The organism is Micromonospora sp. bgisy143, from assembly GCF_057708145.1.
In genome coordinates, this window is record NZ_JBYIRN010000018.1 from 97,259 (window position 1) to 123,591 (window position 26,333).

Sequence of the window (26,333 nt, forward strand, 5' to 3'; positions counted from 1 at the left end):
GCAGCCGACGCAGAGCCAGCAGCCGACGCAGAGCCAGCGGCCGACGCAGCGGACCCGGCAGCGACAGGGGTCTCCAGGCCATCCACGCCAGCAAAGCCGGCGGCGGCCGCAGCGGCAGGGGCCTCCGGGCCGCCCACGCCAGCAGACCCGGCGGCCGCAGCAGAGCCGCCAGTACCAGCAGAGCCGGCGACGGGAAGCCCCGCACCGCCGGTGTGTGCGGGCACCACCAGGGGGGCGCCGGTCACCGGGCAGGGCACGACGACGCAGGCCAGCCCGAAGACGTCCCGGACCAGCTCGGCGGTGAGGATCTCCCGGGGTGGGCCGGCGGCGACCACCGCGCCGGCGCGCATGGCGACCAGGTGGTCGGCGTAGCGGGCGGCCTGGTTGAGGTCGTGCAGCACGGCGACCACGGTGCGGCCGCGCTCGACGCGGAGCCGGTGCAGCAGGTCCAGCACCTCCACCTGGTGGGCCAGGTCGAGGAAGGTGGTCGGCTCGTCCAGCAGCAGCGCCTCGGTGTCCTGGGCCAGGGTCATGGCGATCCACACCCGTTGCCGCTGGCCACCGGAGAGGCTGTCCACCGGCCGGTCGGCCAGGTCGGCGACGTCGGCCAGCCGCATCGCCTCGTCGACCGCCGCAGCGTCGGACGAGGACCACTGCCGCCACCACCGCTGGTACGGCTGTCGGCCGCGGCCGACCAGGTCGGCCACGGTGACGCCCTCGGGCACCAGCGGGCTCTGCGGCAGCACGCCGAGCCGGCGGGCCACGTCGCGGGTGGGCAGGTCACGGATGGCGGTGCCGTCCAGCAGGACGGTGCCGCGCCGCGGGGTGAGCAGCCGGGCCATCGTGCGCAGCAGGGTGGACTTGCCGCACGCGTTGGGGCCGACGATCACGGTGAACGCGTCGGTGGGCAGGTCCAGGGTGAGACCGTCGAGCACGGTCCGCTCGTCGTAGCCGACGACCAGGTCGCGGGTGGAGAGCATCACTCGACTCCTTGCAGGCGTCACGACGACCGCCGCCGTCCACGAAGCAACAGGAAGATCAGGTACGGGCCGCCGATCGCGGCGGTCAGCACGCCCGCCGGCAGTTGGGTGGGCGCGAACAGTCGGCGGCCGGCCAGGTCGGCGAGGACCAGCAGCAGCGCGCCGAGCAGTGCGGCGCAGACCAGCGGGGGACGTTCGGCGCGGACCAGCCGCCGGGCGAGCTGCGGTGCGACGAGCGCCACGAAGTCGACGGCCCCCACCTGCGCGGTGACCATCGCGGCGACGAGCACGCCGGTGCCGGCGAGCCCGATCCGGCGGGCCACCGGGCGCAGCCCGACACCACGGGCGGTGTCGTCGTCGAGGGCGGTGCTGTTCAGCGCCCAGCCGGCCCAGGCCAGCACGGGCAGCAGCACCGCGAGGGTGGCGGCGATCCAGGTGGCCTCGGTCCAGCCCTTGCCGGCGAGGGTACCGATCAGCCAGATCTGCGCCCGCAGGCCGTCGATCGGGTCGGCGGTGAGCATGACCACCTCGGTCAGCGCCCGGAAGGCGAACGCGACCGCCACCCCGGCGAGCACGAACCGTTGCGCGGCCAGCCCGTGCCGCGCGCCGAGGGCGAACAGCAGCAGCGCCGCCAGCAGGCCGCCGACCAGCGCGCTGGGTGCCACCAGCACCGCCGCCGCGCCGCTGGTCAACGCCACGGTCGCGGCGAGGCCGGCGCCCTGGGTGATGCCGATGACGTCCGGGCTGGCGAGCGGGTTACGGGCCACGCTCTGGATCAGCGTGCCGGCCACGCCGAAGGCCGCGCCGGCCACCGCCGCCAGCACGATCCGGGGCAAGCGAAGATCAAAGACCACGAGGTCGTACGGGGTGCCGGCGCCGGAGAGCGCGCGCAGCACGTCCGCCGGGGCGACGTACGGGGTGCCCAGCGACAGGCTGAGCACGACGGCCAGCAGGAGCAGCACGGTCAGTACGGCGGCCACCAGCGTCGCGCGGCGACGGATCAGCAGACTGACCGGACCGATCCGCAGCAGCGACCGCCCGGGCAGCCGCCTCGAACCGCCGCCGGCCGAGTCGGCGGGCACGGAGACCGACAGACCGGCGCGGGTCACGCGGTCACCACCCGGGCGCGGCGGACCAGGACGGCGAGCAGCGGCGCACCGATCAGGGCGGTGACGATGCCGGCCGGGATCTCGCCGGGCGGGGCGACGAGTCGGCCGACGACGTCGGCCCCGAGCAGCAGCGCGGGCCCGAGCAGGGCGGAGACGGCGAGGGTCCAGCGGTGGTCCGCGCCGACCAGGGCGCGGGCGAGGTGCGGCACGGCCAGCCCGACGAAGGCGACCGGGCCGGCGGCGGCCACCGCGGCGCCGGTGAGCAGTACGGCGGCGATTCCACCGCCGAGGCGGACCAGGCCGATGCGGTGGCCCAGGCCCCGGGCCACGTCGTCGCCGAGGGCGAGCGCGTCCAGGCCCCGGGCCACCAGGGCGGCGAGCAGCAGCCCGGCGAGGACGAACGGCACCACCTGGGCGGTGACGCCGAGATCCCGGCCGGCCAGTCCGCCCACCACCCAGAAGCGGTACTCCTCGAAGGTGCGGGCGTCGATGCTGAGCAGCGCGTACACCCCGGAGGCGAGGCTGGCGTCGAGCGCCGCGCCGACCAGCGCGAGGGTGACCGGGCTGGCGCCCTCGCGGGCCCGGCTGGCGATGGCGAAGACCAGCAGGCCGGCGGCGAGCGCGCCGGCGATGCCGAACCAGACGTACCCGGCGAGCGTGCCGATGCCGAAGACGGAGATGGCGAGCACCACGCCGAACGACGCGCCGGCGCTGATGCCGAGGATGCGCGGCTCGGCGAGCGGGTTGCGGGTGAGCGCCTGGAACAGCACGCCGGCCACGGCGAGCGCGAGCCCGACGGTGAGACCGAGCGCGGTACGGGGCATGCGCAGTTCCCGGACGATGGTGCTCGCGTCGCTGCCGTCCGGCGCGACGAGGGCGTGCCAGACCGCGCCGACGCCGAGTTGCCGGCTGCCCAGCGCGAAGCTGGCCAGGACGGCGAGCAGCAGCACCAGCGCGGCCCCGACGGTGACGGCGACCCGTCGGCCGGTACGGGCACCGGACCGGCTGCGGGCCGGTGTCGGCCGGGCGACGAGGGTGGTCACGAGACTCCTGCACGTTCGAGCTTAGGTTCGCCTAACCTTAGCCGACCTGCGGAAAGTGACCTAACTGGCGTCGGTCGATGCCGCCGCGGGGGCGTGCGGGACTCCCGCCGCGCTGCCGTCCCCGGCCGACGCGGCGCCGCGCGGTAGCACGTTCAGGGGCCGCATCATCTCGTTGTCCTCGTGCTCGAGGAGGTGGCAGTGCCAGGAGAAGCGGCCCGGCAGGTCGAAGCGGGCCTTGATCCGGGTCACCTCCCACGGGTACGCGAGGACGGTATCCATCCAGCCCCGCTCCCCCGGGCCCGGCTCCGACCGGCCCGACCGCCCACGGCCCAGCAGCTCGAACTGGGCCTGGTGCAGGTGGATGGGGTGCACGTTGCGGGTGAAGTTGCGCAGCTCCCACACCTCGGTCGCGCCGACGACGGGCTGTTCGGTCGCCGGGTCGCTCCAGCGCATCGGCAGACCCCGGCCGCGCTCGTCGAGGGTGCCGAGCAGCATCACCATCGACCCGCCGGACATCCGCTCGTTGAGCGACAGGTGCCGGACCCGCTCCGCGGTACCGAGCCGGGGGTGGGGCGGCAGTTGCAGGTGCTCCGGCGGCACGCTGGGGTCCGCGCCGACGGCCTCGTCGACCACGAACCGCAGCACCTGCCCGGTGGTCCGCGGGTCGGACGGCGGGAAGTCCACCCCGGGCCGGCCGCCCCGGTACGCCCACTCGGGCCCCTCGTTAACGAGGAACAACTCGGTGCCGGCGGGTACGCCGGTGAAGTCGACGATCACGTCGGCCCGCTGGGCGGGGCCGAGGGTGACGCGGTCGTGCGACACCGGCTCGGGCAGGAAACCGCTGTCGCTGCCGATCTGCCAGATCGGCAGCACCGGACGGGCCGGCCGCGCGGTGGCGTGGGCGGCGACGCTGAGCATCAGGAAGCGGCTGTTGCAGCCGTTGAGCAGGCGGAACCGGTAGCGCCGGCGCTGGACCGTCAGGCTGGGCCAGGTCCGGCCGTTGACGACGATGGTGGTGCCGGAGAACGCCGAGGTCCACGCCGCACCGTCGTGGTGCCCCCCGGGGTAGACCAGTTCGCCGTCGGCGCTGAAGCTGCGGTCCTGGATCAGCAGCGGGATGTCGTGGTAGTCGGTGTCCGGCGGGTCGTCGTGGCCGGGCGTCGGGCCGGGCAGCACCCCGTCGGGCAGGTCGTCGCCGCCCAGCAGGTAGAAGCCGGCCGGCCCGGCGTAGACGTTCTCCCGGGTCAGGCCCAGCGTGTGGTCGTGGTACCAGAGGGTGCAGGGCCGCTGGTCGTTGCCGTACTCGAAGGTGGCCGAACCCGCCGCCCAGCGCAGGCCGGAACCCTCGGCGAAGCGGGACCGGAACTCGCGGTACGCGCTGCCCGAAACGGCGTAGTCGGCCGGCAGGTCGCGGGCCACCGGCAGGTACCACGCCTCGGCGTGCCCGTCGCTCTCCTGCGTGCTGTGCCCGCCGTGCAGGTGGACCACCTGGGGCACCGGCCCCCGGTAGCCTCGGCGGCTGCCGTCCGAGCGGCCGTGCCGGTCCCGGTTCTCGCGGCCACCGGCCGGGTTGGCCCAGTGCAGGGTCGGATCGACGGGCAGCAGGTGCGGCAGGTAGTCGCCCCGGCTGTCGACGAGTTCGTTGACCCAGGTCACCCGTACCGGGCGGTTCACCCGGGCGACGATGCTGGGCGCCGGGTAGCCGAAGCTGTCGGGGTGGGCGGTCGAGCCGTAGCCCCACACCGTCGTACGCGGCCAGGACAGCGGCAGGATCTGCTGGCGGAACTGCCGCACCCCCACGACGTACGTGTCCCGCTCCGGATCGTTCGCCACCCGGGGCATGGCCGGGGGGATGCGCAGCGGCGCGACGTACTTCGGGATGTCGGCGGCGCGCAGCACCGTCGCGCCGGCGAGCGCGCGGCCCGCGGCCGTCGAACCCACCGGGACCAGGACCGCGGCGCCACCGGCGGCACCGGCGACGAGCACCTGTCGTCTGCTGACCATGCCGCACCTCCACTCGTATCCGACCTCGATAAGAGAATGAGTTTCGCGGACGGGGGCAAGTGGGGTGGAAGGCGGATAACACCCGTAAGAGGGACACCGAGCGCCATAGGGTGTGGGGCATGCGATTCGACCAGCACACGGTCGTCCTGCTGACCCGACCGTCGGATCCGCCGGACCTGCCGCCGGAGGCGGTGGACCGGCTGCACCACGGCCATCTGGCCCACCAGGCGGGCCTCGTGGAGCAGGGGCTGGTGCTCGCGGCCGGTCCGCTCCTGGACGCCGACGACCACGGGATGCGGGGCTTCGTCGTCTTCTCCATCGCCCCGGACGAGGTACGCGGGCTCTACGCCGACGACCCGGCCGTCCGGGCCGGCCTGCTGGCCGCGCGGGTGGCGAGTTGGCTGGTGCCCGAGGGCAACGTCCGGTACGAGAGTGTGCCGATCCCGGTCTCGATGCTGGAGGCGGCGGCCGGCGACTGACGGCGTCAGCCGGGCAGCTCCGCGAGCGGCAGCACCCGCAGGTCGTCCGGCTCACCGACGATGACCCGCAACGCCGGGAAGTAGCTCAGCAGCACCGGCCGGCACCTGTCGCACGGTCCGACGACCGTACGGCCCCGGTCGGCGACCGAGACGATGGTCTCCAGCTCGGTCACGCCCTGGGTGGCGGCCGTGCCGATCACGACCAGTTCCGCGCAGGTGTCCCCGCCGTCGTGCCGGACGTCGACGCCGGAGAACACCCGGCCGTCGGCGGTACGGGCGGCAGACGCGCCGGTGTGCCGTTGGCTGCGGCACCGCAGTTTGGCGACCGCCGTGGCGGCCTGCACCAGCGCCCGATCGGTGTCCCGCAGCTCCATCCCGGCCCCCCAGCGGCTCGACGTCGGCCGCAACTGTAGACCGCCGTCCGCGCGGCGAAGGACCCCGCGCGCGGTAACCCAGGGGCGGCCCGCCGCCGGGCTGCCTATCCTTGGGCACGACATGCAGAATCGAGCCTCCTCCGCCGCGACCGATCCCGTCCGCGACCTGCACCGCCGCCTCAGTCCCCTGATGTTCCGTGACCAGCGCCGGCTCCAGCGGCGCCTCGACGGTGCCCGCAAGCTGCGCGACCCGCAGCGCCGGGAGGCGGCGCTGACCGAGATCGCCGCCGAGCTGGACCGCGCCGAGCAGCGGCTGGCCGCCCGACAGGCGGCGGTGCCGGCGATCACGTACCCGGTGGGGTTGCCGGTCAGCGAGCGCAAGGACGACATCGCCGCCGCCATCCGCGACCACCAGGTGGTGATCGTGGCCGGCGAGACCGGTTCCGGCAAGACCACCCAGCTCCCCAAGATCTGTCTGGAGCTGGGGCGTGGCATCAACGGCCTGATCGGGCACACCCAGCCCCGCCGGCTGGCCGCGCGGACGGTGGCCGACCGGATCGCCGACGAGCTGGGCACCGAGCTGGGTGACGTGGTCGGCTACAAGGTGCGCTTCACCGACCAGGTGAGCGAGCGCAGCCTGGTGAAGCTGATGACCGACGGCATCCTGCTGGCCGAGTTGCAGACCGACCGGATGCTGCGCCAGTACGACACGCTGATCATCGACGAGGCGCACGAGCGCAGCCTCAACATCGACTTCATCCTCGGCTACCTGCGGGATCTCCTCCCCCGGCGACCAGACCTCAAGGTGATCATCACCTCGGCGACCATCGAGACCGACCGCTTCGCCAAGCACTTCGCCGACGCCGAGGGCGAACCGGCGCCGATCGTGGAGGTCTCCGGCCGCACCTACCCGGTCGAGGTCCGCTACCGGCCGCTGGTCGAGGTCGCCGAGAGCGAGGAGGACGGCGACGCCGACGAGGAGAACGTCCGCGACCAGATCCAGGCGATCGGCGACGCCGTCGAGGAGTTGGCCGCCGAGGGCCCGGGCGACATCCTGGTCTTCCTCAGCGGCGAACGGGAGATCCGCGACACCGCCGACGCGCTGGGCAAGCTGGTGCAGAAGAAGCGGTCGCTGCTGGGCACGGAGATCCTGCCGCTGTACGCGCGGCTCTCCGCCGCCGAGCAGCACCGGGTCTTCGCGGCGCACAGCGGACGGCGGGTGGTGCTCGCCACCAACGTCGCGGAGACCTCGCTGACCGTGCCCGGAGTCAAGTACGTGGTGGACCCGGGCACCGCCCGGATCTCCCGCTACTCCAACCGGCTCAAGGTGCAGCGGCTGCCCATCGAACCGGTCTCGCAGGCGTCGGCGAACCAGCGCAAGGGCCGCTGCGGTCGTACGTCGGACGGCATCTGCATCCGCCTCTACGACGAGCAGGACTTCCTGTCCCGCCCCGAGTTCACCGACCCGGAGATCCTGCGGACCAACCTGGCGTCGGTCATCCTCCAGATGACCGCGATCGGGCTGGGCGACCTGGCCGCGTTCCCGTTCATCGACCCACCGGACAAGCGCAACATCGCCGACGGCGTCAACCTGCTGCACGAGCTGGGCGCGCTGGACCCGACCGAGACCGATCCGGCGAAGCGGCTCACCGCGCTGGGCCGCCGACTGGCCCAGCTACCGGTCGACCCGCGGCTGGCCCGGATGGTGGTCGAGGGCGAGCGCAACGGGTGCGCCACCGAGATCCTGGTGATCGCCGCCGCGCTCTCCATCCAGGACCCGCGCGAGCGCCCGGCGGAAAAGCAGGCCCAGGCCGACCAGGCGCACGCCCGGTTCGCCGACAAGGAGTCGGACTTCGTCGCGTACCTGAACCTGTGGCGGTACCTGCGGGAGCAGCAGCGTGAGTTGTCGTCCAGCGCGTTCCGCCGGATGTGCAGGGCGGAGTACCTGAACTACCTGCGGATCCGCGAGTGGCAGGACATCGTCAGTCAGTTGCGCCAGGTGCTGCGTACCCCGGCCGAGGGCGACCGGCGCGGCGGGCGGCCGGCGCGGGACACCCCGGCCGACGCGGACGCCGGCCGGGGCGCGGGCCGGCGGGGCGGCGCGGACCTGCCGGAGGAGATCGACACCCCGAAGGTGCACCAGTCGCTGCTGCCCGGCCTGCTGTCGCACATCGGCCTCAAGGACGCCCAGAAACACGAGTACCTGGGGGCGCGGGGCGCCAAGTTCGCGTTGTTCCCCGGCTCGGCGCTGTTCAAGAAGCCGCCGCGCTGGGTGATGGCCGCCGAGTTGGTGGAGACCTCCCGGCTGTGGGGGCGGATCGCCGGGCGGGTCGAGCCGGAGTGGGTCGAACCTCTGGCGCAGCACCTGGTCAAGCGCAGCTACAGCGAGCCGCACTGGGAGAAGAAGCAGGCCGCGGTGATGGCCTACGAGAAGGTCACCCTGTACGGCATCCCGCTGGTCGCCTCCCGCAAGGTCAACTTCGGACGGATCGACCCGACGTTGAGCCGGGAGCTGTTCATCAGGCACGCCCTCGTCGAGGGCGACTGGCAGACCCACCACCGGTTCTGGGCCGACAACAAGCGGCTGCTGGGCGAGATCGAGGAGTTGGAGAGCCGGGCCCGCCGCCGGGACATCCTGGTCGACGACGAGACCATCTTCGGCTTCTACGACCAGCGGATCCCCGCCGACGTGGTCTCCGGCCGGCACTTCGACACCTGGTGGAAGAAGACCCGCCACGAGCGGCCCGACCTGCTGACCTTCACCCGTGATCTGCTGGTCAACGACGGCCGGGGCGGTGTCGACGAGAGCGACTACCCGGACGAGTGGCAGACCCAGGGAGTGAGCCTGCCGCTGACCTACCGGTTCGAGCCGGGCACGGCGACCGACGGCGTCACCGTGGACATCCCGCTGCCGCTGCTCAACCAGGTGCCGGCGGAGAGCTTCGACTGGCAGGTGCCGGGGCTGCGCGAGGAGTTGGTGATCGCGCTGATCCGCTCGCTGCCCAAGGCGATCCGGCGCAACTTCGTGCCGGTGCCGGACTACGCCCGGGCCGCCCTCGCCGCGATCACGCCCGGCGCGGAGCCGCTGCTGGACGCGTTGACCCGGGAACTGCGCCGGATGACCGGGGTGACCGTGCCCCGCGACGCGTGGGAGCCGGGCAAGCTGCCCGCGCACCTGCGGGTGACGTTCCGGGTGCTCGGCGACGACGACAAACCGGTCGCCGAGGGCAAGGACCTGCCGGCCCTGCAACGTCAACTGCGTCAGGAGGTACGCCAGGTCGTGGCGGCCGCCGCGCCGGAGGTCGCCCGTACCGGCCAGCGGGAGTGGAACTTCGGCACCCTGCCGCGGACCATCGAGCAGGTACGCGCCGGCTACGCGGTGACCGCGTACCCGGCCCTGGTCGACGAGGGCGCGACGGTGGGGGTGAAGGTGTTCGACTCGCCCGCCGAGGCGGAGGCCGCGCACTGGGCGGGCACCCGCCGGCTGCTGCGGCTCACCGTGCCGTCCCCGGCGCGCTTCCTGCAGGGACGGCTGAGCAACGAGGCGAAGCTGGCGTTGAGCCGCAACCCGCACGGCGGCGTGCAGGAGCTGATCGAGGACGCCGCCGGGGCGGCCATCGACCGGCTGATCGACGCCGCCGGTGGGCCGGCCTGGGACGCCGACGGCTTCGCCGCGCTGCGCGAGAAGGTCCGCGCCGACCTGGTCGACACCGTCGTCGAGGTCATGGACCGGGCCCGCAAGGTTCTCGCCGCCGCGTACGCGGTCGAGCAGCGGCTCGGCGCGACCCGCAACCTGGCCGTGGTGGCGGCGCTGGCCGACATCCGCAAACAGCTCGCCGGGCTGGTGCACGCCGGTTTCATCACCGAGACCGGGTACGCCCGCCTGCCCGACCTGCTGCGCTACCTCACCGCCATCGAACGCCGGCTGGACCGGCTCGGCGGCAACCCGCAGCGCGACCGCCAGCAGCAGGACCGGATCGCCGTGGTGCAGAAGGAGTACGACGACCTGCTCGCCGCCCTGCCTCCCGCACGCCGGCAGGAGGCGGCCGTCCGGGGCATCCGCTGGATGATCGAGGAGTTGCGGGTGAACGTCTTCGCGCAGGCGCTGGGCACCCCGTACCCGGTCTCCGAGCAGCGGATCTACCGCGCGATGGACGACGCCGAAGGCCGCTGACCCGACCGGTCGGGTCAGCGGCCCGCTCAGTGGGCCTGGACGGAGAGCGCCCGGCCGGCCGGCACGCCGCGCACCGCGCTGGTCAACGCCGAGCCGCGGGCCTCCGTGCCGGTCGGCGCCCACCAGGTCCGGTTCTCCCGGTACCAGCGGAAGACCTCGGTGAGCCCATCGGCGAACCGGATCTGCGGCTCGAAGCCGAGTTCCTCGGAGATCTTGCGGTAGTCCAGCGAGTAGCGCTGGTCCTGCACCTTGCGGTCCGGTACGTGCCGGACGCGCTCCCAGCCGACGCCGGCCAACCGCAGGATCCGTTCGGTGAGCGCCCGGTTGGTCAGCTCGATGTCGCCGCCGATGTTGTAGACCTCGCCGGCACGGCCCTTCGCCAGCACCAGCGCGATGGCCCGGCAGTGGTCGTCCACGTGGAGCCACTCGCGTACCGCGCTGCCGTCGCCGTGCAGCGTGATGTCCTGACCGGTGAGCAGGCTCGTGACGAAACGAGGAATGACCTTCTCGATGTGCTGGTACGGCCCGTAGTTGTTGGCGCAGCGGGTGATCGACACGTCCACGTCGTAGGTGCGCCAGTACGAGCGGACGACGTGGTCGCTGGCCGCCTTCGACGCCGCGTACGGCGAGTTCGGCTCCAGGACGCAGGTCTCGTTCCACGAGCCCTGGTTGATCGACCCGTACACCTCGTCGGTGGAGACGTGCACGACCCGGCCCACGCGGGCCCGCGCGCAGGCGGCCAGCAGGTGGTGCGAGCCCATCACGTTGGTCTCGAAGAACGGGGCCGGATCGTCGATCGAGCGGTCCACGTGCGACTCGGCGGCGAAGTGCACCACCGCGTCGTGTCCCGGGACCACCTCGGCGAGCAACTGTCGATCGCAGATGTCTCCCCGCAGGAACGTCAGACGGGGGTGCGCGGCCGGCAGGTTGGACCGATCACTGGCGTACGTCAGCTTGTCGATCACCGTCACGTCGCAGTGCTCGAACCCGACGTAGCGCCCGCCGAGCAGACTGCGCGCGAAGTGCGACCCGATGAAGCCGGCGCCGCCGGTAACCAGAATCCTCATGTCGAGCCTCCTGCCGGCGAAATAGCCACCGGTGAGCCGTTAAGAAATGAATGGGTGTTTTGACCCGTGCAGGATTCCACCTTAGAAGACCTGATCGGACATCGAGTCGGATATTGCGAGGTTAAGGTCGATTTAACCAAGCCCCCACGAACAGGATGATCTACGCGGACGGCTCGGTCGCCGATACGGACCGCTCGGCCGACGTCCACCGGCGATCGGGTGGACGAGGTCGTCCCGACATCCGCTCAACGAGGCTCGACACCAGGCGGTAGCTCTCCCTGGTCGATCGCCGTCTGGACGTAGTCGAGCAGGATCCGGCGCAGCTCACGCCCGGCGTGCGTCGGCACCACGTCGCGGCGGCGGGCGACCGCGATCGTCCGCGTCACGCCGGGAGCGGCCAGCGGGGTGATGCGCACCCCGGGGCGCCGGGCCAGCACGATCCCGGGTACCAGCGCGACACCGAGCCCCGCCTCGACGAAGCTGAGGACCGCGTCCATCTCGCCGCCGTCCACCGCGAAGGTGGGCTCGAAGCCCGCCTGGCGACATGCCGCGATGGTGGCGTCGCGCAGGTCGTAGCCCTCCCGGAACATCACCATCGGCAGGTCGCGCAGGTCGGTGATGTGCAGCTCACCCGTCGCCGAGGCGGTCGGCACCTCGTCCACCGAGGCCACCACCAGGCTCTCGCGCAGGATCGGGTCGACCCGCAGGCCCGGGTCGGCGCCCTGCGACGGCATGATGATCAGCGCCAGGTCGAGGTCCCCGCGCAGCAGGTCCCGGACGAGATCCTGCGAGCCACCCTCCTCGACGCGCAGGTCGACAGTGGGGTGCGCGTCGCGGAAGCGCCGCAGCACCGGCGGGGCGAGCGAGGTGGCCAGGCTCGGGGTCGCGCCGAGTCGTACCCGCCCGCGCCGCAGGCCGACCAACTCCTGCACCTCCCGGGTCGCGGTCTCGACGTCGGCGAGGATCCGGGTCGCCAACGGCAGCAGCACCTCCCCGGCCGCGGTGAGGGCGATGTTGCCCCTTACCCGCTCGAACAGCGGGGCTCCGAGGTCGGTCTCCAAGGCGTGAATTTGCTTACTCAACGAGGGCTGGGTTATGCCGACGATGTCGGCGGCTTGGGTGAAATGTCGTACTTCGGCCACCGCAACGAAGTACCGGAGCTGATGGAGCTGCATCTACATAGCTTATGGCTATCAACGCTGCGAGTTCGATGCATTGGACGACTGATCAAAGTGCTCCTAGCGTCGGTCCCGTGGTAATGACGAAAACTCGGTCGCCCATCCGCTCCAACGTCGGCCTCAAGGCCGTCATGGCGGTGACGGGCATCCTGCTGGTGCTGTTCCTGATCGCGCACATGCTCGGGAACCTGAAGGTGTTCACGGGCCAGGTGTCGTTCGACCACTACGCGCACTGGTTGCGTGACATCGGCAAGCCACTGCTGCCCGGTGTCTGGTTCCTGTGGATCCTGCGCACCGTCCTCGTGGTGGCCGTCGTCGCCCACATCTGGGCCGCCACCGTGCTCGCGCTTCGCGCCCGCGCCGCCCGCCCGGTGAAGTACGCCCACCGCAAGAAGGTCCGCGGCAGCTACGCGGCCCGCACCATGCGCTGGGGTGGCGTGATCATCCTGCTGTTCGTGATCTACCACCTGCTGGACCTCACCACCGGCACGTTCAACCCGGTCGGCAACGAGAGCAAGCCGTACGGCAACGTCGTCGCCGACTTCGCCCCGGAGCGCTGGTACGTCACGCTCTTCTACACCCTGGCGATCGTCACGCTCGGCTTCCACCTGCGCCACGGCGCGTTCAGCGCGTTCCGCAGCCTCGGGCAGCAGACGCCCCGGGGTGAGCGTCGGGCCCGTACCGCCGCCCTGGTCTTCGCCGTCGTGCTCTGCGCCGGATACCTGGTGGTCCCGTTCGCCGTACTCACCGGATTGGTGTCCTGACATGGAACTCTTCATCGAGGGCGACCCGATCGCCGACACGAAGGCGCCCGCCGGCCCGATCGACAAGCGCTGGGAGACCCGGCGCTTCGAGGCCAAGCTGGTCAACCCGGCCAACCGCCGCAAGATGACGGTGATCGTGGTCGGCACCGGCCTGGCCGGCGGATCGGCCGCCGCGACGCTGGCCGAGCAGGGCTACCACGTCAAGTCGTACTGCTACCAGGACAGCCCGCGCCGCGCCCACTCGATCGCCGCGCAGGGCGGCATCAACGCCGCCAAGAACTACCGCAACGACGGCGACTCCGTGCACCGGCTGTTCTACGACACCGTCAAGGGCGGCGACTTCCGCTCCCGGGAGTCGAACGTGCACCGGCTGGCCGAGGTCTCCGTCAACATCATCGACCAGTGCGTCGCTCAGGGCGTCCCGTTCGCCCGCGAGTACGGCGGCCTGCTGGACACCCGCTCCTTCGGTGGCGCGCAGGTGCAGCGCACCTTCTACGCCCGGGGCCAGACGGGCCAGCAGCTGCTGCTCGGCGCGTACCAGGCCCTGGAGCGGCAGATCGGCCTCGGCAACGTGGAGATGAACGCCCGGCACGAGATGCTGGAGCTGATCATCGTCGACGGCAGGGCGCGCGGCATCGTCGTCCGGGACCTGGTCACCGGCGAGATCAGCACCGAGATGGCCGACGCGGTCGTGCTCGCCTCCGGCGGGTACGGCAACGTCTTCTACCTCTCGACGAACGCCAAGGGCTGCAACGTCACCGCCACCTGGCGGGCGCACCGCAAGGGCGCGTACTTCGCCAACCCCTGCTACACGCAGATCCACCCGACCTGCATCCCGGTCTCCGGCGACCACCAGTCGAAGCTGACCCTGATGAGCGAGTCGCTGCGCAACGACGGCCGGGTGTGGGTGCCCAAGCGCAAGGGCGACGACCGCAGTCCCAAGGACATCCCCGAGGACGAGCGGGACTACTACCTGGAGCGGATCTACCCGTCCTTCGGCAACCTGGTCCCCCGCGACATCGCCTCCCGCGCCGCGAAGAACGTCTGCGACGAGGGCCGCGGCGTCGGGCCGACCAAGCTCGGCGTCTACCTCGACTTCGCCGACGCCATCGACCGGCTGGGCCGCAAGGCCATCGAGGCCAAGTACGGCAACCTCTTCGAGATGTACGAGCGGATCACCGGCGAGGACCCGTACGAGGTGCCGATGCGGATCTACCCCGCCGTGCACTACACGATGGGCGGCCTCTGGGTCGACTACGACCTCCAGTCCAGCATCCCGGGCCTGTTCGTGATCGGCGAGGCGAACTTCTCCGACCACGGTGCCAACCGGCTGGGCGCCTCGGCGCTGATGCAGGGCCTCGCCGACGGCTACTTCGTGCTCCCCACCACCATCGCCAACTACCTGGCCTCCGGCCCCCTGGACAAGGTCGACGCCAGCCACCCGGCGGCGGTCGAGGCGCGTACCGACGTCGAGGACCGGATCCAGCGGCTGCTGGCGGTCAACGGCGACCGGACCGTGGACTCGTTCCACCGGGAGCTGGGCCAGATCATGTGGGAGCACTGCGGCATGGAGCGCAGCGAGGCCGGGCTGCGCAAGGCGATCGGTGAGATCCGCGACCTGCGCGAGGCGTTCTGGCAGCGGGTCAAGGTGTCCGGCACCGGCGAGGAGCTGAACCAGTCGCTGGAGAAGGCCGGCCGGGTGGCCGACTTCTTCGAGCTGGCCGAGCTGATGTGCATCGACGCCCTGCACCGCGAGGAGTCCTGCGGCGGCCACTTCCGGGCCGAGCACCAGACCCCCGACGGGGAGGCGCAGCGCGACGACGAGAAGTTCGCGTACGTCGCGGCCTGGGAGTTCACCGCCACCGGTGAGCCCTCGGTGCTGCACAAGGAAGACCTGAAGTTCGAATACGTCCACCCCACGCAGCGGAGCTACAAGTGAACCTGACCCTGCGCATCTGGCGCCAGAAGGGCCCTGAGGACAAGGGTCGGATGGTGACCTACCCGGTCGACGACGTGTCCCCGGACATGTCGTTCCTGGAGATGCTCGACGTGCTCAACGAGCGGCTGATCCTCGCCGGCGAGGACCCGGTGGCGTTCGACCACGACTGCCGCGAGGGCATCTGCGGCATGTGCGGCCTCATGATCAACGGGGACGCCCACGGGCCGCAGCGCGGCACCACCGCGTGCCAGCTGCACATGCGACAGTTCTCCGACGGCGACACGATCGACATCGAGCCGTGGCGGGCCAGCGCCTTCCCGGTGGTCAAGGACCTGGTGGTCAACCGGAGCGCCTTCGACAAGATCATCGCCGCTGGTGGCTACATCACCGCCCCCACCGGCAGCGCGCCCGAGGCGCACTCCACCCCGGTCGCCAAGGCCAACGCGGACGCCGCCTTCGAGTCGGCGGCCTGCATCGGCTGCGGCGCGTGCGTGGCGGCCTGCCCGAACGGCTCCGGCATGCTGTTCACCGCCGCCAAGCTCACCCAGCTCTCGCTGCTGCCGCAGGGCCAGCCCGAGCGCTACACCCGGGTGATCGGCATGGTCGACGCGCACGACGAGGCCGGCTTCGGCGGCTGCACCAACGCCGGCGAGTGCACGGTGGCCTGCCCGAAGGGCATCCCGCTGAACACCATCGGCCGGCTCAACCGCGACTACCTGTCGGCCACCACGAAGGGCGGCAACACGCCCGGCTCCTGACCCTCCCGGCTCAGGCCACCCTGACCGCCGCGCTCCGATCCTCGGACGCGGCGGTCAGGCGTTGAGGGCCCACACCGCCCGCAGCGGTCCGCCCCGGTCCGGCCGACCCCCGGCCCGCCCGACCAGGCCCTCGACCGGCCCGACCTGGCGCGACCAGCCCGGCCCGACCCGCGACAGACCCGGCCCGGCCCACGACCGGCCCGGCCTGACCTGCGACTGGCCCGGCCTGGCCGCGACTGGCCCGCGCCGGCAAGATCCACTCCACATCGGCGAGGTGGCGGTGTCCCGGCGCCGGGATACCGCCACTTCGGCGCAATGGAGTCGATCAAGCGGCAAGCGGCGCTCGGCGTGCGTGCCGATGCGGCGGAGCACCGTGGGCAAAAGGTGCGTTGCGCGCGACTCGCACCGCTTCTCGGGCCCCGTCAACGGGCGACAGGGCAAGACCAACTCGGCATCCAGGAAGTCGGCCCGTCCAGCGGCCCACCACACCCCGACTTCCTGCAATCCGAGTCGATCAACAGAGCCACCCACGAGCGGCCACGCCGATCGTCCGGACGGCGACCAGCGCGGGGCTGGGGGCGGCCGTGCCCGGCGCAGGGATCAAGCCTGACCGCCCGGAGCCGGGCACGGTCGCCCCCAGACCCAACCGCAACCACCCACAAGCCGGGCACGGTCGCCCCCAGACCCAACCGCAACCACCGACAAGACCGGACCACCGGTTCAACTCCCCCTGCCCGGGTAGCAGTCAGGCAGGAGCGAGGGAGGGCAGCCGGACATGAAGGCGTTGACCTGGCAGGGCAAGCGGGACGTACGGGTCGAGGAGGTGCCCGATCCCCGGATCGAGGAGGCGACCGACGCGATCGTCAAGATCACCTCGACGGCGATCTGCGGGTCGGATCTGCACCTGTACGAGGTGCTGGGGCCGTACCTCAAGCCCGGGGACATCCTGGGACACGAGCCGATGGGGATCGTCGAGGAGGTCGGGTCGGAGGTGACCGGCCTGCGGCCCGGCGACCGGGTGGTGGTGCCGTTCAACATCGCCTGCGGCGACTGCTGGATGTGCCGACGTCAGCTCTACGCCCAGTGCGAGACGACCCAGGTGACCAGTGAGGGCAAGGGCGCGGCGCTGTTCGGCTACACGTCCCTCTACGGCTCGGTGCCCGGCGGCCAGGCCGAGTACCTGCGCGTCCCGCAGGCACACTTCGGGCCGATCAAGATCCCGCAGACTGGCCCGGACGAGCGCTACCTCTACCTCTCCGACATCCTGCCCACCGCCTGGCAGGCGGTGAAGTACGCGGACACCCCGCCCGGCGGCACCCTGGCCGTCTTCGGACTGGGCCCGGTCGGCCAGTTCTGCGCCCGGATCGGCCGCCACCTGGGCGCCGGACGGGTGATCGGGCTGGACCTGGTGCCCGAGCGGCTGGAGCTGGCCCGCCGGCACGGCGTCGAGGTGCTCGACGTACGCGAGTTGTCCGACGTGCCGGGCGCGCTGATCGACCTGGTCGACGGGCGTGGCCCGGACGCTGTCATCGACGCGGTCGGCATGGAGGCGCACGGCTCGCCGGTCGGCAAGCTCGCCCACGCGGCCGTCGGGCTGCTGCCGGACAAGCTCGCCCAGTCGATGACCGACCGGGCCGGCGTCGACCGGCTGAGCGTCCTGCACGCCGCGCTCAAGGCGGTCCGGCGCGGCGGCACCGTCTCGCTCTCCGGTGTGTACGGCGGCGAGGCCGACCCGATGCCGATGATGGAGATGTTCGACCGGGGCATCCAACTGCGGATGGGACAGTGTCACGTGCGCCGCTGGGTCGACGAGATCATGCCGCTGCTCGCCGGCGACGACGACCCCCTCGGCGTGGAGGATCTGCGTACCCACCGGCTGCCGTTGAGCGACGCGCCGCGCGCGTACGACATGTTCCAGAAGAAGGAGGACGGCTGCATCAAGGTGGTCCTGGAGCCGTGAGTCGGGTGGTGGTGGTCGCGGGCGCGACCAGCGGGATCGGCCGGGCGACGGCCCGGGCGTTCGCCGAGCGCGGCGACCGCCTGGTCCTCGCGGCCCGCGCGCCGCAGACCCTCGCCGAGGTACGAGCGGAGTGCGCGGCCGTCGAGGTCCTGACCGTGGCGACCGACGTCACCGAGGCGGGGGCGCTGGACGCGCTGGCGCAGGCGGCGATCGAGCGGTTCGGTCGCATCGACGTCTGGGTGCACACCGCGGCGGTGATGGCCTACGGGCGGTTCGACGAGCTGCCGGAGCGGGTGTTCGACCAGGTGGTGCGCACCGATCTGCTGGCCGCCGCCGGGGCGGCCCGGGTGGCGCTGCGGCACTTCCGGGCGACCGGCGCCGGCACGCTGATCCTCACCGGTTCGGTGCTCGGGCACATCACCGCCCCGTACATGAGCGCGTACGTGGCCAGCAAGTGGGGCTTGCAGGGGTTGGCCCGGACGGTCCAGCAGGAGCTGCGGGACAGTCCGGGCATCCGGCTGTGCCTGGTCAACCCGGGCAGTGTGGACACACCGGTCTACCAGCAGGCGGCCAACTATCTCGGTCGCGTCGGCCGCCCCCCACCGCCGGTCGCCGGGCCACAGCGGGTGGCCCGGGCCATCGTCGACTGCGTGGACCGTCCGCGCCGGGAGGTGTCGGTGGGCCGGTTGAACGTGCTGCTGCGGGCGGGCTTCACGGTGCTGCCCGGCGTCTACGACGTCCTGGTCGGCCCGTTGATGCGGCTCGCCGGTCTCAGCGGGCGGCCGGTCGCGGCGCACGACGGCTCGGTCTTCGCGCCGAACCCGGCCGGCGAGGCGGTCCGTGGCGGCCACCTGCCCGACCTGCGAGAACTCGGCCGAGTGGTGTCCGGGCCGGCCGGGCAGCTCCGCGTCGCGGCGGCCGGCGCGATCGGCGCCGCGCTGCGCCGACGGCCCGGGTGAGACTGTTCGGGGGTGTTCGGGACCGTTCGGAATCCTTTTCGGGGGCAACATGGATAGATCAACTCGCCTAGCGTGGGGGGCCGGCAGGCGCTCCGGCGCCCCACGACGGGAGAGACGATTGACCATCCGACTGAACCGCAGGACCGCCCTCGGACTGGGCACGGTGGCCACCGCCGGTACGGTGCTCGCCGCGACCACTCCGGCCAGTGCCGCCGAGGCGACACCGACCAATCCTGCCCAGGCGGCCCGGCGGGTCGCCGCCGTCTTCGGCCGGCACCGCGCCGAGGCCGGCGGCAACTGGCAGGCGTACGTCAGCGTGGCCGACCCGGCGGGCGCGCCGGTGGTGGCGGTGGCGGCCGAGGCCGACCGGCGGATCGAGGCGTACAGCGTCAACAAGATCGCGGTCGCCACGGCGGTGTTGGACAAGGTCGACCGTGGACTGCTGACGCTGGACCAGCGGGTCGAGGTGACCGAGGCGATCGTGGTGCCGGGTGGTGACGGCATCTTCAGCCTGGACGGCGCGTACCCGAGCAGCGTGACGCTGGGCCACGTGCTGGCGAACCTGCTCACCGTCTCGGACGACACCGCCGTACGGCTGTGCGGGCTGGTCGCGCCCGCCGCCGAGATCAACTCGATCCTGGTCGCCAAGGGCTTCCCGAACACCCAGGTCGAGCCGGTGGCCAACCCGAACCGGTTCTTCCTCGGCACGAGCACCCCATCCGAGACCCACGACCTGCTGCGGGCCCTGGTCGCCGGCACGCTGCTCTCGCCGGCCTCGACGGCGCACCTGCTCGGGCTGCTGCGCTCCCCGGTGGCCTTCACCGACGGCATCCGGCGCACCATGTCCTCCGACGAGCGGGCCCGCATCGCCACCAAGGCCGGCTGGTTCGCCGACGCCCGGCACGAGGCCGGGGTGATCTTCGACCGGTCCGGCGCTGCGGTGCTCACCTACGCGCTCTTCGCCGACGGGCAGGCCGACCCGGACAACTTCGGCGCGACCCACCCGGCGGTGCGGGCGCGGGCCGCCATGGGTCCGAAGTTCCTCGCCGCAGTGGACCGCCTCGGGGGCACGGGCACCACGTACCGGACGACCGTCCAGCGGCCCAGCAACGGCGGCTGACTCCGCTGCCGGGCCGGTCGTGGGGGGACGACCGGCCCGGTGCCGGCGACCGCCGGGGCGGGAACCGTCCGGGGGAACTACCGTGTAGTGCGGGACACGGCGGAAGGACGGCGATGACGCCAGCGGGACGTACGGACGGGCAGGGGTCACTCGGGCGACGGATGCGGGCGACCGCGGGACTGGCCGCGCTGGCCGGCCTGGCCTGGGTGGCACGGGACGTGCCCGCGGCGCTGGGCGGCCGGCTCGCCGGGGCCCGGGCCGAGCGGGCGGCCCGCTCGCCGCAGTTCCGCGACGGCACGTTCCACAACCAGGCCGACGTCCGCACCATGGTCGCCGCCGAACCGGGTCGCAACCTGGTCCGGGAGCTGATCTTCGGCAAGCAGAAGCGCCGCCCCACCGCGCCCGTGCCGCTGTTGCGGCCCGGCGCCTCGCCGGCCGCCGACACCACCGACGAGCTGAACATCGTCTGGTACGGCCATGCCTCGGCGCTGATCGAGATCGAGGGCCGGCGGGTCCTGCTCGACCCGGTGTGGAGCGACCGCTGCTCGCCGTCCGGCGCGGTCGGCCCGCGCCGGCTGCACGAGCCGCCGGTGGGCCTGGACGAGCTACCGCCGCTCGACGCCATCCTGATCTCCCACGACCACTACGACCACCTGGACATGCCGACCGTGCGGGCGCTGGTCGCCGGGCAGTCGGCGCCGTTCGTGGTGCCGCTCGGCGTGGGGGCCCACCTGGATCGGTGGGGGGTGCCCGCCGAGCGGATCATCGAGCTGGACTGGTCCGAGTCGCACCAGGTCGACGGGCTGGAAATCACCGCCACCGCCGCCCAGCACTTCTCCGGTCGCGGGCTGCGCCGCGACGGCACGCTCTGGAGCTCCTGGGTGGTGGCCGGAGCACGGCGCAAGGTCTTCTACACCGGTGACTCCGGCTACTTCGCCGGGTACGCGGCGATCGGCGCCGAACACGGTCCGTTCGACGTGACGCTGATGCAGATCGGCGCGTACGACCGGGCCTGGCCGACCATCCACATGTTCCCCGAGGAGGCGGTCGACGCCCACCTCGACCTACGCGGCGGGCTGTTCATCCCGGTGCACTGGGCGACGTTCAACCTGGCCCTGCACGACTGGTCGGAGCCGGTGAACCGGCTGTGGGCCGAGGCGAAGGCCCGCGACGTGCGACTCGCCGTGCCGCGCCCGGGCGAACGGGTGGTGGTCGACGACCCGCCGGCCGTCGACGGCTGGTGGCAGTCCGTCGCCTGACCTCGGGCAAAGGCGAGCAGCGCCTGCGGCGGCCCCTCAGAGCACGAAGGCGTCGGTCCAGAGCGCGCCGGAGCGCCCGGAGAGCGCGTCCAGCATGGCGACGGCCTGGCCGTCGGTGAGCTGCGCGACGAAATCCACGATGGCGCGTCCCCGAGCGCGGCCGATCCGGTGCGGCGTACGCGGGTGCAGCTCCGCCTCGGCCAGCTCGACCAGGTCGTGCAGCCGGCGGGGCAGCCGGGACTCCTCCTCCGGGTCGAGCAGCCACTCCCACAGCGCCTCCACCAGGGTGCCCAGCAGCCGGGCCTGACCACGCTGGTGCAGGGCCAGGTCGGGGCGGGCCAGCACGAACCGGTGGTGGACGAACTTGAGCACCTGCACCTCGTGCCACTGGGCGCAGCCGAGCAGCACGTGACCGGAGCGCACCGACGGCTGGTCGGTCACGGTGATCGCCTCGACGAAGCGGGTGGACCAGCGGGCGGAGAACCGCGCCACGTACTGCTCCGCCTCGATCGAGCCGTCGAACGGCATCGCCAGCAGCCCGTCCACCAACTCCTCGCGGACGTGCTCGACGGCGGCGGCGAACGCGTCGTCGTCGGCCACCCAGGCGTCCTTGCGGTGCAGTTGCCGGCGCAGCCGCTCGATGGCCGCGCCGGGCCGCCGGGCCGAGGTGGCCAGCGCCGCGTCCGTGATCGCCCGGAAGTGTCCGCTCTCGCGCTGCCAGGCGATCAGCTCGGCGGACACCGCGCCCTGCTGGAGCACACCGACCCGATAGAAGTCCTCCACGTCGTGGATGGCGTACGCGATGTCGTCGGCGGTGTCCATGACGGACGCCTCGACGGTCTGCTGCCACTCCGCAATGCGGCCGACGAACGGCTCCCGGGCCTGCCGCAGGTCGTCCAGCTCGGTCCGGTACGCCCCGAACTTCAACGACCCGCTCTCCGGGTCGTCGGGTGGCGGGGTGGCGCCCCGCGGCGGCGGGTCCAGCAGGCGCGGGTGGGGGTCGGGGTAGTCCAGCCGGGTCCACGGGTACTTCAGCAGCGCCGCGCGGACCGCGGCGGTCAGGTCCAACCCGGTGGTGGCCGCGCCCCGGATCTCGGTGCTGGTGACGATCCGGTACGACTGCGCGTTGCCCTCGAAGCCGTCGGCAAGGCCGAGACGCTGGCGGGCCAGCCGGTCGAGTACCCGCTCCCCCAGGTGGCCGAACGGCGGGTGACCGAGGTCGTGCGCGAGCGCGGCGGCCTCCACCACGTCCGGGTCGCAGCCGCCGAGCTTGTCCAGCAGGTCACGCCACCGGTCGTCGGCCGTCAGCCGCTCGGCGATGGCCCGGGCCACCTGGGCGACCTTGAGGCTGTGGGTGAGCCGGTTGTGCACCAGCAGGCCGGAGCCGACCGGGCTGATCACCTGGGTGACCCCACCGAGCCGGGCGAAGAACGGCGAGCCGACGATCCGGTCCCGGTCGGCGCGGAACGGGTTGGCCGCGAGGTCGCCGAGGGCCCGGGCGCTGCCGCCGAAGAGCCGCCGGGCGCGCGGCTCCGCAGGTGATTCCATGATCGCCACGCTAGCGCAGGCCCGGTAGGGCCGTCGCCGGGTCGCCCGGCCGGGTGCGGCGACAGTGGCCGGGGACGCCCGGCACAATGCAGCGGTACCCCACTTTCCGAAGGCGGATCGAGATCGTGACCCAGTCTGTTCATCAGCGGATCGCCGACGAACTCGGCGTGGCCGAGCGTCAGGTGCGGGCGGCCGTGGAGCTGCTCGACGGCGGCGCCACCGTGCCGTTCATCGCCCGCTACCGCAAGGAGGCCACCGGCCTGCTCGACGACACCCAGCTGCGCACCCTGGAGGAGCGCCTGCGCTACCTGCGGGAGCTGGACGAGCGGCGGGCCGCCGTGCTGGAGTCGATCCGCGGCCAGGGCAAGCTGGACGAGGCCCTGGAAGCGCAGATCATGGCCGCCGACTCGAAGTCGCGGCTGGAGGACATCTACCTGCCGTACAAGCCGAAGCGGCGGACCCGGGCGCAGATCGCCCGCGAGGCCGGTCTCGCGCCGCTGGCCGAGACGCTGCTGGCCGACCCGAGCCAGGACCCGCGGGCCACGGCCGCCGGGTACGTCGACGCGGGGAAGGGCGTCGCGGACGCCGCCGCCGCGCTGGAGGGCGCGCGGGCCATCCTCATCGAGACCTTCGCCGAGGACGCCGACCTGATCGGCACGCTGCGCGAGCAGATGTGGTCGCGGGGCCGGCTGGTGTCCCGGGTACGCGAGGGGCAGGAGACGGCCGGCGCGAAGTTCGCCGACTACTTCGACTTCTCCGAGCCGTACCCGAAGCTGCCCTCGCACCGGATCCTGGCCATGTTCCGGGGCGAGAAGGAGGGCGTGCTCGACCTCACCATGGAGCCGGACGAGGCGGGCGAGGCCGACGCCGTACCGACCGGCCCCAGCCGGTACGAGGCGATGATCGCCGGCCGGTTCGGGGTGTCCGACGCCGGCCGTCCGGCCGACCGCTGGCTGGCCGACACGGTCCGCTGGGCGTGGCGTACCCGGGTCCTCATCCACCTCGGCGCGGACCTGCGGATGCGGCTGTGGCAGGCGGCCGAGGAGGAGGCCGTCCGGGTCTTCGCCACCAACCTGCGTGACCTGCTGCTGGCCGCGCCGGCCGGTACCCGGCCCACGATGGGCCTGGACCCGGGTCTGCGGACCGGGGTCAAGGTGGCCGTGGTCGACGCCACCGGCAAGGTGGTCGCCACCGACACCATCTACCCGCACGAGCCCCGTCGGCAGTGGGACGCGTCGATCGAGACCCTCGCGCGGCTGGCCGGCGCGCACGGCGTGGAGCTGGTCGCGATCGGCAACGGCACCGCCTCCCGTGAGACCGACAAGCTGGCCGCCGACCTGATCAAGCGGCACCCGCAGCTCAACCTGACCAAGGTGATGGTCTCCGAGGCCGGCGCGTCGGTCTACTCCGCGTCCGCGTACGCGGCCCAGGAGCTGCCCGGAATGGACGTGTCGCTGCGCGGCGCGGTCTCCATCGCCCGCCGTCTCCAGGACCCCCTCGCCGAGCTGGTGAAGATCGACCCGCGCTCGATCGGGGTCGGCCAGTACCAGCACGACCTGTCCGAGGTGAAGCTCTCCCGGTCGTTGGACGCCGTCGTGGAGGACTGCGTCAACGCGGTCGGCGTGGACGTCAACACCGCCTCCGCGCCGCTGTTGACCCGGGTCTCCGGGATCGGGGCCGGGCTGGCCGAGAACATCGTGCTGCACCGGGACGCCAACGGGCCGTTCCGGTCACGGACCGAGCTGAAGAAGGTGGCCCGGCTCGGGCCGAAGGCGTTCGAACAGTGCGCCGGCTTCCTGCGCATCCCCGACGGGGACGACCCGCTGGACTCGTCAAGCGTGCACCCCGAGGCGTACCCGGTGGTGCGGCGCATCCTCGCCAGCACCGGCCAGGACCTGCGCGCGGTGATCGGCAAGAGCGCGATCCTGCGCGGGCTGCGGGCCACCGACTTCGTCGACGACCGGTTCGGCCTGCCCACCGTCACCGACATCCTGGCCGAGTTGGAGAAGCCGGGCCGTGACCCACGGCCGGAGTTCCGTACCGCCACCTTCGTCGAGGGCGTGGAGAAGATCAGCGACCTGACGCCGGGGATGGTGCTGGAAGGCGTGGTCACCAACGTGGCCGCGTTCGGCGCGTTCGTCGACGTCGGGGTGCACCAGGACGGCCTGGTGCACGTGTCGGCGATGTCCCGGACCTTCGTGAAGGACCCCCGCGAGGTGGTCAAGTCCGGCGACGTGGTCAAGGTCCGGGTGCTCGACGTGGACGTACCCCGCAAGCGGATCTCCCTGACCCTGCGCCTGGACGACGGCCCCACCGCCACCGGTGGTGGTCGGACCAGCCAGGAGGGACGCGGCGGCCCGGCCCAACGCGGCCCGCAGGGCGGTCGCGGCAGCGGCGGGCAGGGCGGCAGCGGCGGGCAGGGCGGTCGCAGCGGCCAGGGCGGTCGTGGTGGGCAGGGCGGTCGTGGTGGGCAGGGCGGTCGCGGCGGCCAGCAGCGGCAGGGCGCGCCGGCGCCGGCCAATGACGCGATGGCGGAAGCCCTGCGCCGCGCCGGCCTGGCCTGATCCGCCTACCGGCGTGATCGCATACACACCAGGCCCTCGGCGGGCGCTGTAGAGTTGCCCCATTTCTGGGGCAGCTCTACAGGCTCCGTCGGCGGGAGACGAACGGAAATCCGTTCGCGTGCCGGCGGAACCGGAGTGATGATCTCGCGATGCGGATGCATGCCGATCAGGTGGACGTGAGCGTGGACGTGGTCACCGCGCTGGTGGCCGAGCAGTTTCCCCGGTGGCGGGCGCTGCCGGTGCGACCGCTGTCCTCGACCGGCACGGTGAACGCCCTGTTCCGGCTCGGTACGGAGATCGTCCTGCGGTTTCCGCTGCGGCCTTGCGCCGACCCGGAGCTCCGCGCCGAGCTGCGGCGGGAGCAGGAGTACGCCGTGCTGCTCGGCGCGCACCTGCCGGTCGCGGTGCCCGAACCGCTCGGTATCGGCGAGCCGGGTGAGGGGTACGCCGGGCCGTGGGCGGCGTACCGATTCATTCCCGGGGAGACGGCCGAGCCGGACCGAATCGCCGACCTGGACACCTTCGCCCGCGACCTGGCCGAGGTGGTCACCGCCCTGCGCGGCATCGACACCGGCGGCCGGTCCTGGGCGGGGTCCGGTCGAGGTGGACCGCTGGCCGACCACGATGCCGGTGTGCGGGCCGCGCTCGCGGCCAGCGCCGGGCTTACCGACACCGCCCGACTCGCCACCGTGTGGGACCGGTGCCGGGAGGCGCCCCGGCACGATCGCGCCGACGTGTGGATCCACGCCGACCTGATGCCGGGCAACCTGCTGGTCCGCGACGGTCGGCTGGTCGCCGTCATCGACCTGGGCACGGTGGGCGTGGGCGACCCGGCGGTGGACCTGGTACCGGCGTGGCACCTCTTCGACGCCGGCTCGCGCCAGACGTACCGGCGAGCGCTGGGGGTGGACGACTCCACCTGGGAACGCGGGCGCGGCTGGGCCCTGGTGCAGGCGATCAACGCGCTGCCGTACTACGTCGAGACGAACCCGGTGATGGCCGACAGCGCCCGGCGTACCCTGCGGGCCGTCCTCGACTGAGCCGGTCGCGTACC

At 72.6% G+C, this 26,333-nt stretch carries 18 protein-coding genes and 1 pseudogene; 11 read left to right on the plus strand and 8 right to left on the minus strand.

The window, feature by feature from the left end; all coding sequences use genetic code 11:
• Positions 1 to 191: 191 nt before the first annotated feature.
• From AC3EN4_RS21065 to AC3EN4_RS21080, 4 genes and pseudogenes are all read right to left on the minus strand, one after another.
• Positions 192 to 980, minus strand: a pseudogene (locus AC3EN4_RS21065) (ABC transporter ATP-binding protein); the annotation flags it as partial.
• A gap of 20 nt (positions 981 to 1,000) precedes the next feature.
• Complete coding sequence (locus tag AC3EN4_RS21070) at positions 1,001 to 2,089, minus strand: FecCD family ABC transporter permease (protein ID WP_435207449.1); 1,089 nt, start codon at positions 2,087 to 2,089, stop codon at positions 1,001 to 1,003.
• Entirely contained in the window at positions 2,086 to 3,132 is a 1,047-nt protein-coding gene (locus AC3EN4_RS21075) for a FecCD family ABC transporter permease (RefSeq protein WP_435207450.1), read from the minus strand. The genes AC3EN4_RS21070 and AC3EN4_RS21075 overlap by 4 nt, the downstream gene beginning before the upstream one ends.
• A gap of 60 nt (positions 3,133 to 3,192) precedes the next feature.
• Positions 3,193 to 5,136, minus strand: coding sequence for a multicopper oxidase family protein (locus tag AC3EN4_RS21080; protein ID WP_435207451.1), 1,944 nt, complete (start codon positions 5,134 to 5,136; stop codon positions 3,193 to 3,195).
• 119 nt (positions 5,137 to 5,255) lie between these two features.
• Here AC3EN4_RS21080 and AC3EN4_RS21085 point away from each other — a divergent pair, with 119 nt between their 5' ends.
• Complete coding sequence (locus AC3EN4_RS21085; protein WP_422739414.1) at positions 5,256 to 5,615, plus strand: YciI family protein; 360 nt, start codon at positions 5,256 to 5,258, stop codon at positions 5,613 to 5,615.
• Positions 5,616 to 5,620: 5 nt separating this feature from the next.
• On the opposite strand, the gene AC3EN4_RS21090 is transcribed toward AC3EN4_RS21085, so the two are convergent.
• Positions 5,621 to 5,989, minus strand: a complete 369-nt coding sequence (locus AC3EN4_RS21090; RefSeq protein ID WP_435207452.1) for a cytidine/deoxycytidylate deaminase family protein — start codon at positions 5,987 to 5,989, stop codon at positions 5,621 to 5,623.
• 121 nt (positions 5,990 to 6,110) lie between these two features.
• On the opposite strand from AC3EN4_RS21090, the gene hrpA reads away from it, so the two are divergent.
• Positions 6,111 to 10,163: an ATP-dependent RNA helicase HrpA gene (gene hrpA, locus AC3EN4_RS21095; RefSeq protein WP_435207453.1), complete on the plus strand. Its 4,053-nt coding sequence runs from the start codon at positions 6,111 to 6,113 to the stop codon at positions 10,161 to 10,163.
• Positions 10,164 to 10,189: 26 nt separating this feature from the next.
• Here hrpA and rfbB read toward each other — a convergent pair whose 3' ends face one another.
• Positions 10,190 to 11,230 (minus strand): dTDP-glucose 4,6-dehydratase, encoded by a 1,041-nt coding sequence (gene rfbB / locus AC3EN4_RS21100; RefSeq protein WP_435207454.1) that lies wholly within the window; start codon positions 11,228 to 11,230, stop codon positions 10,190 to 10,192.
• A 245-nt stretch (positions 11,231 to 11,475) separates the two neighbouring features.
• Positions 11,476 to 12,405, minus strand: coding sequence for a LysR family transcriptional regulator (locus AC3EN4_RS21105; RefSeq protein ID WP_435207455.1), 930 nt, complete (start codon positions 12,403 to 12,405; stop codon positions 11,476 to 11,478).
• An 83-nt stretch (positions 12,406 to 12,488) separates the two neighbouring features.
• Here AC3EN4_RS21105 and AC3EN4_RS21110 point away from each other — a divergent pair, with 83 nt between their 5' ends.
• From AC3EN4_RS21110 to AC3EN4_RS21140, 7 genes are all read left to right on the plus strand, one after another.
• Entirely contained in the window at positions 12,489 to 13,172 is a 684-nt protein-coding gene (locus tag AC3EN4_RS21110) for a succinate dehydrogenase cytochrome b subunit (RefSeq protein WP_422739409.1), read from the plus strand.
• A 1-nt stretch (position 13,173) separates the two neighbouring features.
• Entirely contained in the window at positions 13,174 to 15,111 is a 1,938-nt protein-coding gene (locus tag AC3EN4_RS21115; RefSeq protein WP_435207456.1) for a fumarate reductase/succinate dehydrogenase flavoprotein subunit, read from the plus strand.
• Positions 15,108 to 15,869 (plus strand): succinate dehydrogenase/fumarate reductase iron-sulfur subunit, encoded by a 762-nt coding sequence (locus tag AC3EN4_RS21120; protein WP_422739407.1) that lies wholly within the window; start codon positions 15,108 to 15,110, stop codon positions 15,867 to 15,869. The genes AC3EN4_RS21115 and AC3EN4_RS21120 overlap by 4 nt, the downstream gene beginning before the upstream one ends.
• 775 nt (positions 15,870 to 16,644) lie before the next feature.
• Positions 16,645 to 17,829 carry a zinc-dependent alcohol dehydrogenase gene (locus tag AC3EN4_RS21125; protein WP_435207457.1) on the plus strand — a complete coding sequence of 395 codons (1,185 nt, stop codon included), beginning with the start codon at positions 16,645 to 16,647 and terminating at the stop codon, positions 17,827 to 17,829.
• Positions 17,826 to 18,788, plus strand: coding sequence for an SDR family NAD(P)-dependent oxidoreductase (locus AC3EN4_RS21130; RefSeq protein WP_435207458.1), 963 nt, complete (start codon positions 17,826 to 17,828; stop codon positions 18,786 to 18,788). The genes AC3EN4_RS21125 and AC3EN4_RS21130 overlap by 4 nt, the downstream gene beginning before the upstream one ends.
• Positions 18,789 to 18,906: 118 nt before the next feature.
• The gene (locus AC3EN4_RS21135) at positions 18,907 to 19,908 is read left to right on the plus strand and encodes a serine hydrolase (RefSeq protein ID WP_435207459.1); all 1,002 of its coding nucleotides are present in this window, start codon (positions 18,907 to 18,909) and stop codon (positions 19,906 to 19,908) included.
• Between the two features lie 113 nt (positions 19,909 to 20,021).
• Positions 20,022 to 21,167 carry an MBL fold metallo-hydrolase gene (locus tag AC3EN4_RS21140; RefSeq protein WP_435207460.1) on the plus strand — a complete coding sequence of 382 codons (1,146 nt, stop codon included), beginning with the start codon at positions 20,022 to 20,024 and terminating at the stop codon, positions 21,165 to 21,167.
• A gap of 36 nt (positions 21,168 to 21,203) precedes the next feature.
• Here AC3EN4_RS21140 and AC3EN4_RS21145 read toward each other — a convergent pair whose 3' ends face one another.
• Positions 21,204 to 22,715, minus strand: a complete 1,512-nt coding sequence (locus AC3EN4_RS21145; RefSeq protein WP_435207461.1) for a deoxyguanosinetriphosphate triphosphohydrolase family protein — start codon at positions 22,713 to 22,715, stop codon at positions 21,204 to 21,206.
• 125 nt (positions 22,716 to 22,840) lie between these two features.
• Between AC3EN4_RS21145 and AC3EN4_RS21150 the strand changes: the two genes are divergently transcribed.
• Together AC3EN4_RS21150 and AC3EN4_RS21155 are read left to right on the plus strand one after the other, a co-directional pair.
• Entirely contained in the window at positions 22,841 to 25,279 is a 2,439-nt protein-coding gene (locus tag AC3EN4_RS21150; protein WP_435207462.1) for a Tex family protein, read from the plus strand.
• A gap of 149 nt (positions 25,280 to 25,428) precedes the next feature.
• Positions 25,429 to 26,319: an aminoglycoside phosphotransferase family protein gene (locus AC3EN4_RS21155; protein WP_435207463.1), complete on the plus strand. Its 891-nt coding sequence runs from the start codon at positions 25,429 to 25,431 to the stop codon at positions 26,317 to 26,319.
• Positions 26,320 to 26,333: the final 14 nt, after the last annotated feature.